A 14,793-nucleotide genomic window follows, 5' to 3' on the forward strand; every position below is an offset into this window, starting at 1 on the left:
GCTTTAGAGCAATTTCGGATCTGATTGAATCAGAACCGAAGCTCCAGTTTATTGCTTTGACGCGTTCTCTTCACGCGAACCGGTATCCACCCCGGATCAAGTGCGGGCAGGCTTTCGCTCGAAAACGCGCAAGCGGCGCGTGTCGCGCCAGGCAGGCCGATCAACGCGTCGGGCTTGAAGCACGGCTCTGCGGCAGCCTGAGTTCGGTCATCTTCTTGGCGGCCGGCTTGATCCACGGTGCCTGCCGCAGGGCAAACAAGGCAAGGGAGCCCGCTGCGCTCCCGGCCTGGGTTACAGTCCACATCGGCGAGGGCTGGGCCCCGAACAGCTTCTTGTACGGTTCATCACCGATCGTGAAGTCGAGGATTTGGTCCCCGCGCTCGATACAGTCCCGGGCAGCCTGTTCAAACGTCAGCGCGCCGATCGACTGGCTCTTGTATCCCGCAATGTCGAACGCGCTCATGATGACGAGAAAGTTGCCGCTGTGGCACAAGCCGAGCACGGCCGCGATTACATTGCCATCCATCTTCATGACATAGAGCCGAGCGAGCGAGCCGAGGCCGCGGATTGCCACGTCGGAATAGAAGTCGAAATATTCGGGGCGTTGCAGCAGGTCGCCGTCGCCCTGCGCCTGAAACCGCGGGCCGCGAAACCCCTTCATCACCTCCAGCGCATCAAGGATGGAGGTTTTGTCGTCGCAGCATGCGAAATCCAGCGCTCCCTTCTTCTGGAGCTGCCGCAGCTTCTTTGCGAGCTCCTTCTGATACGACCGGTCCAGCGCACCGGCCCGCCATTGCTCAAAGGGGGTTGTCAACACGGTCGAGTACGCATTCGTTCCCATCGATGTCCGACGGGGGGCGCCCAGGAGAGCCTCGATCGGCAACCTCCCGTCGGGCAGCTTGTTCATTCGCAACAGATCGAAGGGGCGGATGAGGCGCCGAATGTCCCGGCACGCGCGCTCGTCCCGGAGCAGATCTGAAAAGACGTCCGCGCTGCAGACGGGCACGTGATAGTCGGAGACGCGGAGGTCAGCGAACTCGATCGCCCGGATCGGACCACGTCGCACGCGGACCAGTGGCAGCACCATCGCAAGCGCGCCCGTCGCGCGGTAGCGGACCACGACTACCAGCGGCTTCGCCGCGGCGCTCGGGGCAAGCTTATTGTAAAGGCGATCCAGCCACAGCGGATGCTGAAATGCGGTCGCCGCCGAGTTGTCAAACAGTTCGGCGTATTCCTGAGACAGAAAGTCGAAGGCGTTGTCGATGCTGACATCGAACGTGCCAATAGTGTTCTTATTCATGGGTGACCAAACAAACCAAGGTTGTTTTGGTGTGCCGGCCAGGCCGGAGCTGTGCTCTCATAGCAGAGCCGGCGCGGCCGAGACACAGGCGGATGCGAACTGTATTAATGCATTGCCTTGGTGCGTGTCGCGATCAGCGCTCGTCGACCGGGACATCGCCGGCGTCATGATGTTTCCGCGCTCGAGGCACCGTAGCCGGTCTCAGCGCCGGCCTGCCACCTTCACCGCGACACCATTAACCAAGTGGTAGAGCGCGCGATGCGACCGCGCCACGGCTGGCATGGAACTGGACCGCATATTGCAGTTCGAAACCGGCAAGCTTTGGAATGTCCGGTGAGCAGGTTGAGTGATGATCAAAGAGCAGATTTTCGGCCCGATTTCGATGTCGCGCCTCGACGGCGGACGTATTCGGCGTATCGAATCCGACGTAACTGTCTCGCCTGTCCGGATTTGCGACACTCCCAGCGCGCAGGCGTCAGCCTCAAGAGGCCCGATCCAGGGACGTCGGCACGGCGGGGCAGGCATGCGTGAACGACGGGCAAATGTCGTCGGCAGAGCCGCCACGGCGAGCGTGCCGCGGATCACCGTGGGCGGGCTCCGGCTCGCCGTGCTTGATATCGAGCAGACCGCGAGCTTCATGATCGACATGGTGTTTCCGCATCGCCGCGTCGATCGCCCGTTGTACTTGACCTCCGCCAACGGCGAGGTGCTGGCGCGTTGCTCGACCGAACCGATGACCGACCGGCTGTTCAGGGCGGCCGATCTCATCAGCGCCGACGGCCAGCCGCTCGTCACAGTGTCGCGCTTCAAGTCACCACGGCCGCTGCCGGAGCGCGTCGCGACCACGGACCTGTTCCATGAGGTGGCGCGAAAGGCGCAGGATGCGGGGTTGACGTTCTACATGTTCGGGGCCGACGAAGCGGAGAATGCCGCCGCGGTCGCCAATGTCCGGCGGCTCTACCCCGACCTGAAGATCGTCGGGCATTCGCACGGCTACCTGCGCGGTGAAGCGCTGCGTGCCAAGGTCGACGAGATCAATGCGCTGGCGCCGGACTATCTGTGGGTCGCGCTCGGCGTTCCCTACGAGCAGGCCTTTGTCGAGGAGTTCACGCCCCGGCTCACCAATGTCGGTGTCATCAAGACGTCGGGCGGGTTGTTCAACTTCCTCTCGGGGAGCCGTTCCCGCGCACCGCAGTGGATGCAGAACGTGGGTCTGGAATGGGCGTGGCGCGTCTATCTCGAGCCGCGCCGGCTGTTCTGGCGCTATCTGACCACCAATCCGCGCGCACTCTACCTGTTGTTCAACAACAGTTCGTCGACGCCGCAGCCCCGCGATTGACGGGGCGTGAGCAGATGCGGGAGCGCGTTCGAGGCCGCCCCGCGCGATAGCGGACCCTGACACTGGTGTTCGAGATATTGAACGAGCCCGGAGGTCTCGATAGATGAGCTCGTGTTGCTGCACACGCCCATCCCTGCCAAGCACTGAAGAAGTCGATCAATCAAGTTGAAGCGCCGAACAGCCTGCGCACGGCCGGGAGCCATTCGCCGGTCATGGTGAATTCGAGCCCGAGCCGCGCGCCGCAGGCGATTGCGAGCATCGCGATCGGGGCCGACACCGCTAGCGTGGAGAACGCGCTCAGGCCCTGGCCAATGGTGCATCCCATCGACATGATGCCGCCGACGCCCATCAGAAGCGCGCCGGTCATGTGGCGCTTCAATTCGTGCACGTCGTCGCAGGCTTCCCAGCGGAAGCCGCGCGCGAACAGGGCCGCGGCAAAGGAACCGGCGACGACACCAGCGACGGACCCGATCCCGAAATTCAGACGCGCGCCGGAAAAGGTGGCGATATAGAGAATGCTGTCGCCGAGCGGGGCAACGAAGGTCAGCGAACTGACGCGAGCGGGATCGAATTCGTCATCGGCGAGCCATCCTGTCGCAAACCAGCCGAACGCGATCGCAGCACCAACTGCGAGGCCTGAGGTCAGCAATCGGGGCGATCGGATCAGCTTGCCATCCGCGAGCGCCCAGAAGGCGAGGGCGATCGCGATCGATGCGACGAGCAGCGTGCGCGCCGCGAGGCCGGCGCCGGGGCCGCCGAGCAGCGAGGTCAGCGTCTGATTGGTGCCTTCAGGCAGTCGCAGGGACAACGGCTCGATCAACCGCACGCGGAGCATGCCGGTCACGCCGCGCATGGTCGCCAGGGCCGAAAGACCGAGAACGAGAAACACGACGATGGCGCGCAGGTCGCCGCCGCCGACGCGCACCAGGGTGCCGAAGCCGCACGTGCCGACCAGCGCCATTCCGACGCCGAACATCAGCCCGCCGATGATCGCACCGCCAAAGCCGATCGACGACGTCAGGTAGATCGACCGCGACAGATCGACGACGCCGAATTCGACCAGCGTCTGTGTTGCGAGCAATGCCACGGCCGCTGCAAGGGCAAAGGACTTCAGCCTGCGGAAATCCGATCCGAAGAACGCATCCTCGAGCATCGCGAGCGTGCAGAAACGGCCGGCCCGGCCCGCAACGCCGAGCACGGCGCCGGCGGCAAACCCGCACGCAAAGGCTATGGTCGATGGGTTCAGCATTCCTCCCGGACGTTACTTGTTCTGCTTGTAGGGCAGTCTGCGCCAGGCGGGTCTGAAAATCCAGAGCGGCAAACTACCGGCGGCGCCGTCGCACCGGCTCGCAGAACACATCGTAGATGGCGGTGAGAATCTTGCGCACGTCTTCGTTGGCGAGACTGTAGTAGATGGCCTTGCCGTCGCGGCGGGTCGTCACCAGCCGGTCGAGGCGCAGCCGCGCAAGCTGCTGGGACACCGTCGACTGACGTTCGCCGAGGAACTGCTCGAGCTCTGTCACCGATTTCTCGCCCTCAGCCAGGATGCAAAGCAGGAGCAATCGGGATTCATGCGACATTGCCTTCAGCATGTCGCTCGCTTCGCGCGCCTTCTCGATGATCTGGTCGAGCTCGGCGGAACTCTCGATCTCCTTCAGCTTCGGTAACGTCATCGCTTCACAATCCCCAAACAGCCGACGGTCACGACCGCCCGGGCGCTGATTCCGAACTGGTCAGGATCCTGTCCAGCAAGCCGAAGAAGAAGGCATCCCCCGGATAGCCGCGAATGCGCCCGATCTCGCGGCCCTCTTTTACCACGACGAAGGTCGGCGTGAAGGCGCCGGGGTCGATCCGGGCGAGATCGGCGGGCACGGGCCCCTTGAGATCGACACGCCGCAGCGGTGCGGCCCGGCCTTCCTCGGTCTTGCCATAGATCGGCGCGATCTCGGCGTCGAAACGCGCGCACCAGACACAGCCGGCCCGTTCGAACATGATGAGCTCGGTGGCCCGCGAGGCCGCGGTCGAAAGCAGCGCGATGGCGGCAAGTGCTGCGAGGCGTGCGGTGAGCCGGCTCATCCTGGGCTGACACTCTCTGGACTTCTTCGCATCTTTATATCATTAAATTCATATATGTGCTAGGGATGAGGCGCAATGACCTTGGATGTCACGCTTGGTGCGGCCTTTGTCGCCGGCCTGCTGTCGTTTCTATCGCCGTGCATTCTCCCGCTGGTGCCGCCTTTCCTCTGCTATATGGCCGGCGTCTCGGTCACCGACCTGTCGGGCGATCGGCCGGATCTGCGGCCGCGTATTCTGGCCGCTGCGCTGGCCTTCGTGGCCGGCTTCTCCGTGGTCTTTATCGCGCTCGGCTCGACCGCATCGGTGGCGGGACGGTTCATTTCGCAGCATCTGGCGATGTTGAGCACGGCTGCGGGTGCCCTGATTGTCGTGATGGGGCTGCATTTTCTCGGGGTGATCCGGATTCCACTGCTCTATCGCAGCGCCACCGTGCAGCTTGAAAGCCGGCCGGCGGGCCTGGCCGGCGCCTTCGTCATGGGACTCGCTTTTGCGTTTGGCTGGACTCCCTGCGCGGGGCCGATTCTCGCCGCGGTTTTGATGATGGCCGGATCGGAGGATACGGCCGGACAAGGGGCCCTTCTGCTGCTGGCCTACTCAGCCGGGACCGGCATTCCCTTCCTGATCGCGGCCGCTTTCACCGGCCGCTTCATGGCGCTGCTTGGCCGCGCGCGTCGGCATCTTGGCGTGGTCGAGAAGACCATGGGTGCCTTCCTGGTCGCGACCGGACTGATGTTCCTGAGCGGGCTGATGCCCGCGGTCTCGGAATGGCTGCTGGAGCGCTTCCCGGGATTGACCAGTATCGGCTGACCTAGAGCCCCGTTCCGATGGGATCGGAACGGGGCTCTAGATTTTTGTTTTGACGCGTTTTCTTTACGCGAACCGGTTTCCACTTCGCTCGAAAACGCTCTAGCCGAACCGGAAATCAAGCAGTTGCGCATAGGACTGAAGCTCGATCAGGTAGCGGTGCACGAGCGGGCCGTCGCCGGCCATGGCGGCATGGGCGATTTCGCCAGCGCTCGTGATCGCGCCGTCGATCAGCCGGCGAAACTCCGGCTGCTTTGCGACGTCGGTGCTTGCCCAGCTATCACAGCGCTGCAGGCGATCGCGAAATGCGCTGGCTGCGGCAATGGTGTCCTCGGCACGTGGCGGCCCGGGTTGCTCGCCCAGGCGGATCGCCGCCGCACGCATCTTCTCCATCGCTGGCGCGATCTCGAAGATGCAATCGCCGAGATCGTAGAGGCCCGAGCGGCGTCTGAGATCGTGGAAGGATTGGCGGAGCGCAAGCAACTCGCGACCCGCTGCGTCATTGTCTCCGTTGCCGAGCCCGGCGGTTGCGGTCGCGAGCCGTTGGCGGCCCTTGTCGAGAAACTCGGCCACTGCAGCCGGTTGGTAGGTGGGCGAGGGGATGGTGGCGCTGGGCTGAAGGCTGTCCCACGCCGCCACGGCCGCTTCGGTCTCGATCTGCGCCAGCGCGATATTTCCGGTACGGGTATAGCTCGCGGCGGTGCGCAGGTTGGCCATGATCGACTGGATTGCCGATGGGAAATCGCCGGGTTTGCTGCCCTCCGCACTGAATCCGAGGCCAATGGAGGCAAACCACGTCAGCAGGATGATGATGCAACGCAAGATGGGAAGTCCTTGTCACATTCGAGTATTTGAATATCATAATGAAAATGTTCGACGCGCAAGATCTTCGAATGCAGCCATCCCTGACACTAGGTCCCGCGCCGACGCGGCGCGGTTTCCTTACGCTGGCCTCCGGTGCCGTGCTCGCGGCCGGCCATGGAGAGGCGCGGGCCGAAGCTGCGCTCGGGGATGACGGTCTTTATCACGAACCGTGGTTCCTGCAGAGCTTCCTTGATCTGCGCGAGGATCTCGAGGGGGCGGCCTCGAACGGCAAGCGCCTCGCCATCATGTGGGAGCTGCGCGGCTGTCCCTATTGCCGCGAGACGCATCTGGTGAATTTCGCAGATGCTGCGATCACCACCTACATCCGCGACAATTTCGAGATCTTGCAGCTCAATCTGGTCGGCTCCCGCGTCGTGACGGACTTCGATCGACAGGAGTTGTCCGAGAAGGATCTCGCCCAGAAATATGGGATCAGATTCACGCCGACCTTCCAGTTCTTTCCGCCGTCAACGAACGGCATCGAGGCGAAAGCGGCGATGGCGCGGGAGGTGGCGCGGGCACCCGGCTATCTCAAGCCGCAGCATTTCCTGGCGATGTTTCGTTTCGTGCGGGAGCGGGCCTATGAGCGCGGCTCGTTCAAGGATTTCCTGGCTGCAAACGGTTAGGTCGCGGCAGCGTGATTCGGCGTCTTGCGGATTCAGCTTGACGACGTCGATTACATCAACATATCATAATAACTGAATTTGATGGGCTGTTGAGTCCATCAGCGACAGTGCGGGCGTCACCCCGCCGTCAAGGGTAGGAAACATGCGGCGCTCGCTTGCGGCTGCGTTGGCATTATGTCTGTTGGCGGGACGCGCTTTTGCGCAGGAGCCGATCAAGCTCGACATTGTCGACGATTCCCTTCCCAAATCGCTGACCGGCACGCCCGGCAATCCGGATGCCGGCAAGAAGGTGTTTCTCACGCGCACGCTCGGCAACTGCCTTGCCTGCCACCAGGTCACCAGCCTGAAAGCCGAGGAATTTCATGGCGAGTTCGGCCCGTCGCTGGACGGCGTCGCCGGCCGCTACACTGAGGCGCAATTGCGCCTGATCGTCGCCGACCCCAAGCGCATCTTCACCGACACGGTCATGCCCGCGTTCTTCAGGAACGACGGATTGAACCGGGTGCGCCCGGAATTTGTCGGCAAATCGATTCTGACGGCCGCGCAAGTCGAAGACGTGGTCGCCTTTCTCAAGACGCTGAACTGACGACGGAAGGATCTGGGATGAAAGCCATAAGTCGAAGGCAGGCATTCGCGCTCGGAGGCGGCTTCGTCACGCTCGCGCTGATGCCGATGGCGGCCAATGCCGAAGTGACCAACGATGCCGCGAAGTGGATCGAGAAGTTCACAGGCGGCAAGCAGCCGGCCAAGGGCAAGATCTCGCTGGACCTGCCCGAGATCGCGGAGAACGGCAACACCGTGCCGCTGTCGCTCGTGGTGGAGAGCCCGATGACCGCGGAGTCCTACGTCAAGGACATCATGATCCTTGCCGACGGCAATCCGAACGCGGGCGTTGCGACGCTGTCCTTCACGCCGCTGTCGGGCAAGGCGGAGGCTTCGATTCGGATTCGGCTGGCAACCACCCAGAACGTGGTTGCGATTGCCAAGATGAGCGACGGTTCGCTGTTCATGGAGCAGAAGACCGTGAAAGTCACGATCGGCGGCTGCGGCGGCTAGGGCTCAAGGAGACGGACGATGGCAGACAAACCGCGTATCAAGCTTCCGAAGGAAGCGGCCAGGGGCGAGGTCATCCAGATCAAGACCCTGGTCTCGCACGTCATGGAATCGGGCCAGCGCAAGGATGCGCAAGGCAAAGCCATTCCGCGCAGGATCATCAACAAGTTCACCTGCGAGTTCAACGGCAAGCCGGTGTTCGCCTGCGCGCTGGAGCCTGCGATCTCGGCCAATCCCTACATCCAGTTCGACGCCAGGGTGGACGAGGCCGGGACCTTCAAGTTCTCCTGGACCGACGACGACGGCACCGTGATCACGGCTGAAGAGAAGGTCGCGCTCAAGGCGTGACACGCTTCGAGGGAGAGGACGGATGCTGCCGCGATATCTCGGACTCGCCGCTGCGATCATTGCCATCGCATCGGCTGCGACGTGGGCCTCCGCACAGGAGGCCGATCGCAGGGGTATCGCAGCCCCTCCCGGGCATGTCTTCAAGACCATCATCTCCGGCTACCAGTTCCGCAGCAAGGAGACGCGGGCGTTGCAGGACGACGATCTCGAAAACCCCGGCTTCCTCGCGGTCGAGCGTGCCGCCGATCTCTGGCAGAAGGTCGACGGCAGCGAAGGGAAGTCCTGTGTGAGCTGTCACGGTGACGCCGAGACCAGCATGAAGGGCGTCGGCGCCGCGATGCCGAAATGGGACGACAAACTCAAGAAGCCGGTCAATCTCGAGCAACGGATCAACATCTGTCGCAGCGAGCACATGAAGGCGGCGCCATGGGCATTCAAGTCCCAGGAGATGACCGACATGACGACCTTTGTGCGCTTCCAGTCGCGCGGCATGAAGGTGGCGCCGAAGACGGATGGACCGATGTCGCCGTGGTTCGAGCGCGGCAAGCAGCTCTACTACACGCGGGTTGGTCAGCTCGACATGGCCTGCGCGTCCTGCCACGAGCGCAACAACGGCAAGTTCATGCGCGCGGATTTCCTGAGCCAGGGCCAGACCAACGGCTTCCCGACCTACCGTTTGCGCGACCAGCGCCTGGTGCCGCTCCACGAGCGCTTCGAGGGCTGCATGTTCGACGTGCGCGCCGAGCCGTTCAAGCCGCTGTCGGACGAGTTTGTCGCGCTCGAGCTCTATGTCGCCTGGCGCGGGATCGGGCTGCCGGTGGAAACCCCCTCCGTCCGCAACTGAGCCATTCGACGAAAAACAGGGATAGCGCGCATGATCTCGCGTCGTGAATTTGTCCAGGTCGCCGCCGCGACGGCCGCGCTTTCGGCGGGGACGGGCATTGGCGGATGGGGCAGGGCGATGGCCCAGCAACGCCTGACGCAAAAGGAATTGCTGGCATTCGAGCCGCTCGGCAATGTCACGCTGGTGCATGTCGCTGACATCCACGGCCAGCTGATGCCGCTTTATTTCCGTGAACCGTCCACCAATCTTGGCGTCGGGGAGACGCGGGGCCTGCCACCGCATATCAGCGGCAAGGACTTCCTGGCGCGGTTCGGCATTCCCGCCGGCACGCCGTCGGCCTATGCGCTCACGTCCGAGGACTTCGAGGCCTTGGCGAAGACCTACGGCAAGATCGGCGGGTTGGATCGGGCGGCGACGGTGATCAAGGCCATCCGGGCCGAGCGAGACGACAAGGTCGTGTTCCTGGACGGCGGCGACACGTGGCAGGGGTCGTGGAGCTCGCTGAAGACGCGCGGCCAGGACATGATCGACTGCATGTCGCTGCTGAAGCCGGACGCGATGACCGGCCATTGGGAATTCACCTACGGCACGGAACGCGTCAATCAAGCCATCAAGGGCCTTGGCTTTCCGTTTCTCGGCCTCAACATCCGCGACACCGAGTGGAATGAGCCGGCGTTTGACGCATCGACCATGCTCGAGCGTGGCGGGGTCAAGATCGCGGTGCTGGGACAGGCGTTTCCCTACACGCCGGTCGCCAATCCCCGCTGGATGATTCCGAACTGGTCATTCGGTGTCCGTGAAGACGAAATCCAGGCGCAGGTCGACAAGGCGCGCAAAGCCGGCGCGCAGCTCGTCGTGTTGCTGTCGCACAACGGCTTCGATGTCGACCGCAAGTTGGCGAGCCGCGTCAAGGGCATCGACGTGATCCTGACGTCGCACACCCATGACGCGGTGCCGGAGGCGATCAAGGTCGGCAGCAGTCTGCTGATCGCGTCGGGCTCGTCCGGAAAATTCGTCTCGCGGCTCGACCTCGACGTCCGCGACGGCGAGGTCAAGGCGTTCCGTTACAAGCTCATTCCGTTGTTCTCCGACGTCATCGCGCCGGACGCGGAGATGGCGGCCAGGATTGCGGAGGTGCGGAAACCCTACGCGGCGGAATTGTCCCGCGTGCTCGGCAGGACCGACTCGCTGTTGTACCGGCGCGGCAATTTCAACGGCACGTTCGACGATCTGATCTGCCAGGCGCTGCTCCAGGAGCGCGATGCCGAGATCGCGCTGTCGCCGGGATTCCGCTGGGGCACCAGCGTGCTGCCGGGACAGGACATTACCTTCGAGGACGTCACCAACGCGACCGCGATCACCTATCCGGCCGTCTACCGCATGGGCATGACGGGGGCGCGGCTGAAGGAGATCCTCGAGGACGTCGCCGACAACCTTTTCAACGTCGATCCCTACTATCAGCAGGGCGGCGACATGGTGCGGATCGGCGGGCTTTCCTATGCGATCGATGTGGCAAAGCCGCAAGGACAGCGCATCTCCGACATGCGGCTGGTCAAGAGCGGCGCCGCGATCGACCCGTCCAGGGAATATCAGGTGGCTGGCTGGGCCAGCGTCAATGAAGGGACCGAGGGGCCGCCGATCTGGGAGGTCGTCGCCACCTATCTGACACGACAGAAGACGGTTCGCCTCGAGCCCAACCGAGCTGTCAAAGTGACCGGAGCGTGAGATCGATGTCGAAGACGGACCATCCCAGGCAATCCCGACGCGGCTTTCTGGCCGCCGGTGCCGGCGTTGCGGCCGCGATGCTCGCGCGGCCCGCCAGCGCCGGCGGAAACCCGGCGAACCAGCCGCCCAACGTACCGGAATGGACGAAGGCGCTCGGCGAGGGCGTCGCGGTGCGCCCCTACGGCAAGCCGTCGAAGTTCGAGAAGGATGTCATCCGGCGTGACGTCGAATGGCTGACGGCCTCGCGCGAATCCTCGGTCAGCTTCACTCCGTTGCATGAGCTCGAGGGCATCATCACGCCGAACGGCCTCTGCTTCGAGCGGCACCATGGCGGTATCGCCGAGATCGATCCTGCCGACCATCGCCTGATGATCCACGGGCTGGTGGACCGTCCGCTGATGCTGACGCTGGAGGAGCTGAAGCGCTATCCGCGCGTCAATCGCATCCACTTCATGGAATGCGCCGCCAATTCGGGCATGGAATGGCGCGGCGCCCAGCTCAATGGCTGCCAGTTCACCCACGGCATGATTCACTGCGTGCAATATACCGGCGTGTCGCTGCGGACGCTGCTTGAGGAAGCCGGCGTCAAGACCAACGGCAAATGGCTGCTTGTCGAGGGCGCGGATGCGGCTGCGATGGATCGCAGCCTGCCGATCGAAAAGGCGCTCGACGATTGCATCATCGCCTACAAGATGAACGGCGAGGCGCTCTATCCGGAGCAGGGCTATCCGATGCGGCTTGTCGTGCCGGGATGGCAGGGCAATCTCTGGATCAAGTGGCTGCGCCGGATCAAGGTGGGCGATCAGCCTTGGCACACCCGTGAGGAGACCTCGAAATACACCGACCTTCTGGCGAACGGCAAGGCGCGTCGCTTCACCTGGGCGATGGACGCGAAGTCGGTGATCACATGCCCGAGTCCGCAGGCGCCGATCAGGTACGGCAAGGGCTTTACGATCATCTCGGGCCTTGCCTGGAGCGGCAACGGCAAGGTCAAGCGGGTCGACGTCTCGCTCGACGGTGGGCGCAATTGGCGGCCGGCGCGGCTCGATGGGCCCGTTCTGGATAAGGCGCTGACCCGCTTCTATTACGAGTTCGACTGGAACGGCGAGCCGCTGCTTTTGCAATCGCGGGCGCAGGACGAAACCGGCTATGTGCAGCCGAGCAAGGCCGAGCTGCGCAAGATCCGCGGCGTCAATTCCATCTATCACAACAATGGCATCCAGACCTGGCACGTGCAGGCCAATGGTGAGGTCGAGAATGTCGAAGTCGCTTAAGCTGGTCGTCGCGGCGCTGCTCGCTTGCGCGGTGAGCGCGCCTGCGTTTGGGCAAGGCAAGCCGGAAAGCAAATCCGGCCCGCGCTACAATATCGGCCGCCCGCCGACCGCGGACGAGATCCGCGGTTGGGACATCGATGTGCGCCCCGATGGTCAGGGCCTGCCGGAAGGCAAGGGCACGGTCGCGCAAGGCGAAAAGCTGTTCATGGACAATTGCGCGGCATGCCACGGCGAATTCGGTGAAGGCAATGGCCGCTGGCCGGTGCTGGCCGGCGGCAAGAGCTCGCTCACCAGCGACAATCCCGTGAAGACGGTCGGCTCTTACTGGCCCTACGCTTCGACCGTGTTCGACTATGTTCGCCACGCCATGCCCTACGGCAACACGCAGTCGTTCTCGGTTGACGAATATTATGCACTGGTTGCCTATGTCCTGTATCTGAACGACATCATCTCCGACCAAAATTTCGAGCTGAACAGCAAGAACCTTGCGTCGATCAAGATGCCGAACGAGCAGGGTTTTGTCATGGATGATCGCGCAAGCGTCGAGAAGTCGTTCTGGCAGAAGGAGCCCTGCATGAAAGATTGCAGCGGCCCCGTGAAGATCACGAATCGCGCCGTTGCCCTCGACGTGACGCCTGATGACTCCAAGAGCGGGAAGTCGCGGGGCGTCGAGTGATCGGCCAGGGAGCGAGCCACGGCGCCTTATTGCGCGCGCTCGTCGCCGGCTTCGTCATTGCAGTTTGCACCGTCCGGGCCACAGCATCCGAGCCGCATCGGCTGGTGCTCCAGATCAGTGACGGCGAGCCGGCCAAGATGCGCGCCGTTCTCGACGTCGCTGCGAACGTCTCGCGCCATTATTCGGGGCAGGGTAAGGACGTCGATATCGTGGTGGTCGCCTTCAACGGCGGCCTTGATATGGTCCTCGAAGATCGTTCGCCGGTGAAGGAACGGCTGGCGAATTTCCTGAAGTCGATGCCGAATGTGAGCTTCGTGGCCTGTGGCAACACGATCGAAACGCTCGCCGCCAAGGAAGGCCGGCAGCCGCCGTTGCTGCCGGGTGTCACGGTGACCCAGGTCGGCGTCGCGGCGCTGATGGATCTTGCGGAAAAGCACTGGACGATCGTCCGTCCTTAGGGGGTGAGCTGCTGATGCGATGGCTGGTGGGAGTTCTGATCGCGCTTTCGTTCGTCTGCACCGCTGGTGCCGCCGATCAGGAGCTCGAATTGTCGGTGGCGGGCCGCACGGTCCTCGCCACGCTGCGCACGCCCGTATCGATGGGGGCCGATGCCCCGCTCGTGGTGATGACCCATGGCACGCTTGCCCACAAGGACATGGAGGTCATTCAAGGCGTCGCAAAGGCGCTTGAGCAGCGCGGCATCGCCTCGCTGGCCCACACGCTGTCGTTGGGGCTCGATCGCCGCAGGGGGATGTATGACTGCGCCACGCGCCACGATTATGTCGCGGAAGATGCGGTCGCGGAAATCGGCGCCTGGGTGAGCCGCGCCCGGAGCCTGTCGCAGCGGGTCTTTGTGCTCGGCCACTCGCGGGGCGGCAACCAGGTGGCGCGCTATTTGGCTGATGGAGAGACGCCGGTTGCGGCGGCCGTGCTGCTGGCACCGGTGACCGCAGGCGCAGAGCAAGCCCTGCGGGCCTCCTATGCCGCGACCTACGGCAAGCCGATTGAGCCGCTCCTGGAGCAGGCGACGACGGCCGTCGCGGCCGGGCGAGGCGGCGAATGGATGGATGTGCCCGGCTTCATCTATTGCCGCAATGCCGTGGTGACCCCTCGGGCTTTCCTCTCCTTCTACGGCGCCGGTCCGAACCAGGATACGGCCTCGCTGATTGCGCAATCCAAGGTGCCGGTGCTTGTGCTAGCCGCAACCAAGGATTCCGTTGTGTCCGATGTGATGGCCTCCTTCGCTCCGCTGGTTGCGGCGAGCCGTGGCCGCGTGCAGCTCGAAAAGATCGAGGATGCCGATCATTTCTTCCGCGATCTGTTCGCGGAAGACGCCGCTGACCGCATCGCTGAGTTCATCAACAAGACACGCTAGGGGGACCCATGCAACGTCGATCTTTGCTTCGCGCGAGCCTTGCCGGATTGCTTGGTGGAGTTGGCGTGCGGGAGGCGTCGGCGGCGACCGAGCAGCCCGCAAGCCACCGCGTTGCCTATCACCTCGCCGATATCGATCGCGTTGTCTTCGTGCTCGGCAATCTGCAAAACCATGTCGATGGTGTGGGTGGAGCGGGCAAAGCTGACATCAGGCTGGTTGTTCACGGCCCGGCGCTTCGTGCCTTCCATGCGCTGTCTGCCGACGACCACACCATATCGATGATGCAGAAGCTGGTGCAGGCCGGCGTCAGCTTCGAAGCCTGCGCCAACACGATGAAGGCACAGGGCGTGAAGCTCGACGATCTGACGCCCGGCTTTGTAGCGGCAGAAAAGGGCGGCGTGGTGCGGCTGACGGAGTTGCAGCAGCAGGGGTACGCCTATCTTCGTCCTTGATCCGGGCGTGGGATCGCCGATCAGGCCGATCGCGATC

At 63.5% G+C, this 14,793-nt stretch carries 18 protein-coding genes; 13 read left to right on the forward strand and 5 right to left on the reverse strand.

All coding sequences use genetic code 11. The annotated features are described in order from the left end of the window. Nucleotides 1–160: 160 nt before the first annotated feature. Nucleotides 161–1,300, reverse strand: a complete 1,140-nt coding sequence (locus tag ACFFWD_RS11595; RefSeq protein ID WP_376965050.1) for a GNAT family N-acetyltransferase — start codon at nt 1,298–1,300, stop codon at nt 161–163. 523 nt (nt 1,301–1,823) lie between these two features. Here ACFFWD_RS11595 and ACFFWD_RS11600 point away from each other — a divergent pair. Next, nucleotides 1,824–2,639 carry a WecB/TagA/CpsF family glycosyltransferase gene (locus ACFFWD_RS11600; RefSeq protein WP_376965052.1) on the forward strand — a complete coding sequence of 272 codons (816 nt, stop codon included), beginning with the start codon at nt 1,824–1,826 and terminating at the stop codon, nt 2,637–2,639. 160 nt (nt 2,640–2,799) lie between these two features. Here ACFFWD_RS11600 and ACFFWD_RS11605 read toward each other — a convergent pair whose 3' ends face one another. From ACFFWD_RS11605 to ACFFWD_RS11615, 3 genes are all read right to left on the reverse strand, one after another. Beyond that, the gene (locus ACFFWD_RS11605) at nt 2,800–3,888 is read right to left on the reverse strand and encodes a YeeE/YedE family protein (RefSeq protein WP_376965054.1); all 1,089 of its coding nucleotides are present in this window, start codon (nt 3,886–3,888) and stop codon (nt 2,800–2,802) included. Nucleotides 3,889–3,961: 73 nt separating this feature from the next. After that, complete coding sequence (locus tag ACFFWD_RS11610; RefSeq protein ID WP_376965056.1) at nt 3,962–4,312, reverse strand: ArsR/SmtB family transcription factor; 351 nt, start codon at nt 4,310–4,312, stop codon at nt 3,962–3,964. Nucleotides 4,313–4,340: 28 nt separating this feature from the next. Next, complete coding sequence (locus ACFFWD_RS11615) at nt 4,341–4,715, reverse strand: thioredoxin domain-containing protein (protein WP_376965058.1); 375 nt, start codon at nt 4,713–4,715, stop codon at nt 4,341–4,343. Nucleotides 4,716–4,790: 75 nt separating this feature from the next. Between ACFFWD_RS11615 and ACFFWD_RS11620 the strand changes: the two genes are divergently transcribed. Further along, the gene (locus tag ACFFWD_RS11620) at nt 4,791–5,522 is read left to right on the forward strand and encodes a cytochrome c biogenesis CcdA family protein (protein ID WP_376965060.1); all 732 of its coding nucleotides are present in this window, start codon (nt 4,791–4,793) and stop codon (nt 5,520–5,522) included. Between the two features lie 99 nt (nt 5,523–5,621). Here ACFFWD_RS11620 and ACFFWD_RS11625 read toward each other — a convergent pair whose 3' ends face one another. Then, complete coding sequence (locus ACFFWD_RS11625; RefSeq protein ID WP_376965061.1) at nt 5,622–6,341, reverse strand: hypothetical protein; 720 nt, start codon at nt 6,339–6,341, stop codon at nt 5,622–5,624. Between the two features lie 71 nt (nt 6,342–6,412). Between ACFFWD_RS11625 and ACFFWD_RS11630 the strand changes: the two genes are divergently transcribed. The 11 genes from ACFFWD_RS11630 to ACFFWD_RS11680 all read left to right on the forward strand — a co-directional run bounded on the left by ACFFWD_RS11630 (nt 6,413) and on the right by ACFFWD_RS11680 (nt 14,756). Continuing rightward, nucleotides 6,413–7,009: a SoxW family protein gene (locus ACFFWD_RS11630; RefSeq protein WP_376965063.1), complete on the forward strand. Its 597-nt coding sequence runs from the start codon at nt 6,413–6,415 to the stop codon at nt 7,007–7,009. Between the two features lie 142 nt (nt 7,010–7,151). Then, the gene (gene soxX, locus ACFFWD_RS11635) at nt 7,152–7,595 is read left to right on the forward strand and encodes a sulfur oxidation c-type cytochrome SoxX (protein ID WP_376965065.1); all 444 of its coding nucleotides are present in this window, start codon (nt 7,152–7,154) and stop codon (nt 7,593–7,595) included. 17 nt (nt 7,596–7,612) lie between these two features. Next, on the forward strand, nt 7,613–8,065 hold the full coding sequence (gene soxY / locus ACFFWD_RS11640; RefSeq protein ID WP_376965066.1) for a thiosulfate oxidation carrier protein SoxY: 453 nt from the start codon (nt 7,613–7,615) through the stop codon (nt 8,063–8,065). An 18-nt stretch (nt 8,066–8,083) separates the two neighbouring features. After that, complete coding sequence (soxZ, locus tag ACFFWD_RS11645) at nt 8,084–8,410, forward strand: thiosulfate oxidation carrier complex protein SoxZ (RefSeq protein ID WP_376965067.1); 327 nt, start codon at nt 8,084–8,086, stop codon at nt 8,408–8,410. A gap of 22 nt (nt 8,411–8,432) precedes the next feature. Then, nucleotides 8,433–9,254, forward strand: a complete 822-nt coding sequence (gene soxA / locus ACFFWD_RS11650) for a sulfur oxidation c-type cytochrome SoxA (RefSeq protein ID WP_376965068.1) — start codon at nt 8,433–8,435, stop codon at nt 9,252–9,254. A gap of 30 nt (nt 9,255–9,284) precedes the next feature. After that, nucleotides 9,285–10,979 carry a thiosulfohydrolase SoxB gene (soxB, locus tag ACFFWD_RS11655; RefSeq protein WP_376965069.1) on the forward strand — a complete coding sequence of 565 codons (1,695 nt, stop codon included), beginning with the start codon at nt 9,285–9,287 and terminating at the stop codon, nt 10,977–10,979. 5 nt (nt 10,980–10,984) lie between these two features. Continuing rightward, nucleotides 10,985–12,253, forward strand: a complete 1,269-nt coding sequence (gene soxC / locus ACFFWD_RS11660; RefSeq protein ID WP_376965070.1) for a sulfite dehydrogenase — start codon at nt 10,985–10,987, stop codon at nt 12,251–12,253. Then, a complete protein-coding gene (locus ACFFWD_RS11665; RefSeq protein WP_376965071.1) occupies nt 12,237–12,929 on the forward strand; it encodes a c-type cytochrome in 693 nt (230 codons plus the stop codon). The genes soxC and ACFFWD_RS11665 overlap by 17 nt, the downstream gene beginning before the upstream one ends. Before the next feature lie 29 nt (nt 12,930–12,958). After that, the gene (locus ACFFWD_RS11670; RefSeq protein WP_376965232.1) at nt 12,959–13,387 is read left to right on the forward strand and encodes a DsrE family protein; all 429 of its coding nucleotides are present in this window, start codon (nt 12,959–12,961) and stop codon (nt 13,385–13,387) included. 14 nt (nt 13,388–13,401) lie between these two features. Continuing rightward, on the forward strand, nt 13,402–14,304 hold the full coding sequence (locus ACFFWD_RS11675; protein WP_376965073.1) for an alpha/beta hydrolase: 903 nt from the start codon (nt 13,402–13,404) through the stop codon (nt 14,302–14,304). An 8-nt stretch (nt 14,305–14,312) separates the two neighbouring features. Continuing rightward, the gene (locus ACFFWD_RS11680; protein ID WP_376965075.1) at nt 14,313–14,756 is read left to right on the forward strand and encodes a DsrE family protein; all 444 of its coding nucleotides are present in this window, start codon (nt 14,313–14,315) and stop codon (nt 14,754–14,756) included. Nucleotides 14,757–14,793: the final 37 nt, after the last annotated feature.

Origin of the sequence: Bradyrhizobium erythrophlei (assembly GCF_042430365.1) — a bacterium.
Lineage (GTDB): Bacteria > Pseudomonadota > Alphaproteobacteria > Rhizobiales > Xanthobacteraceae > Bradyrhizobium > Bradyrhizobium erythrophlei.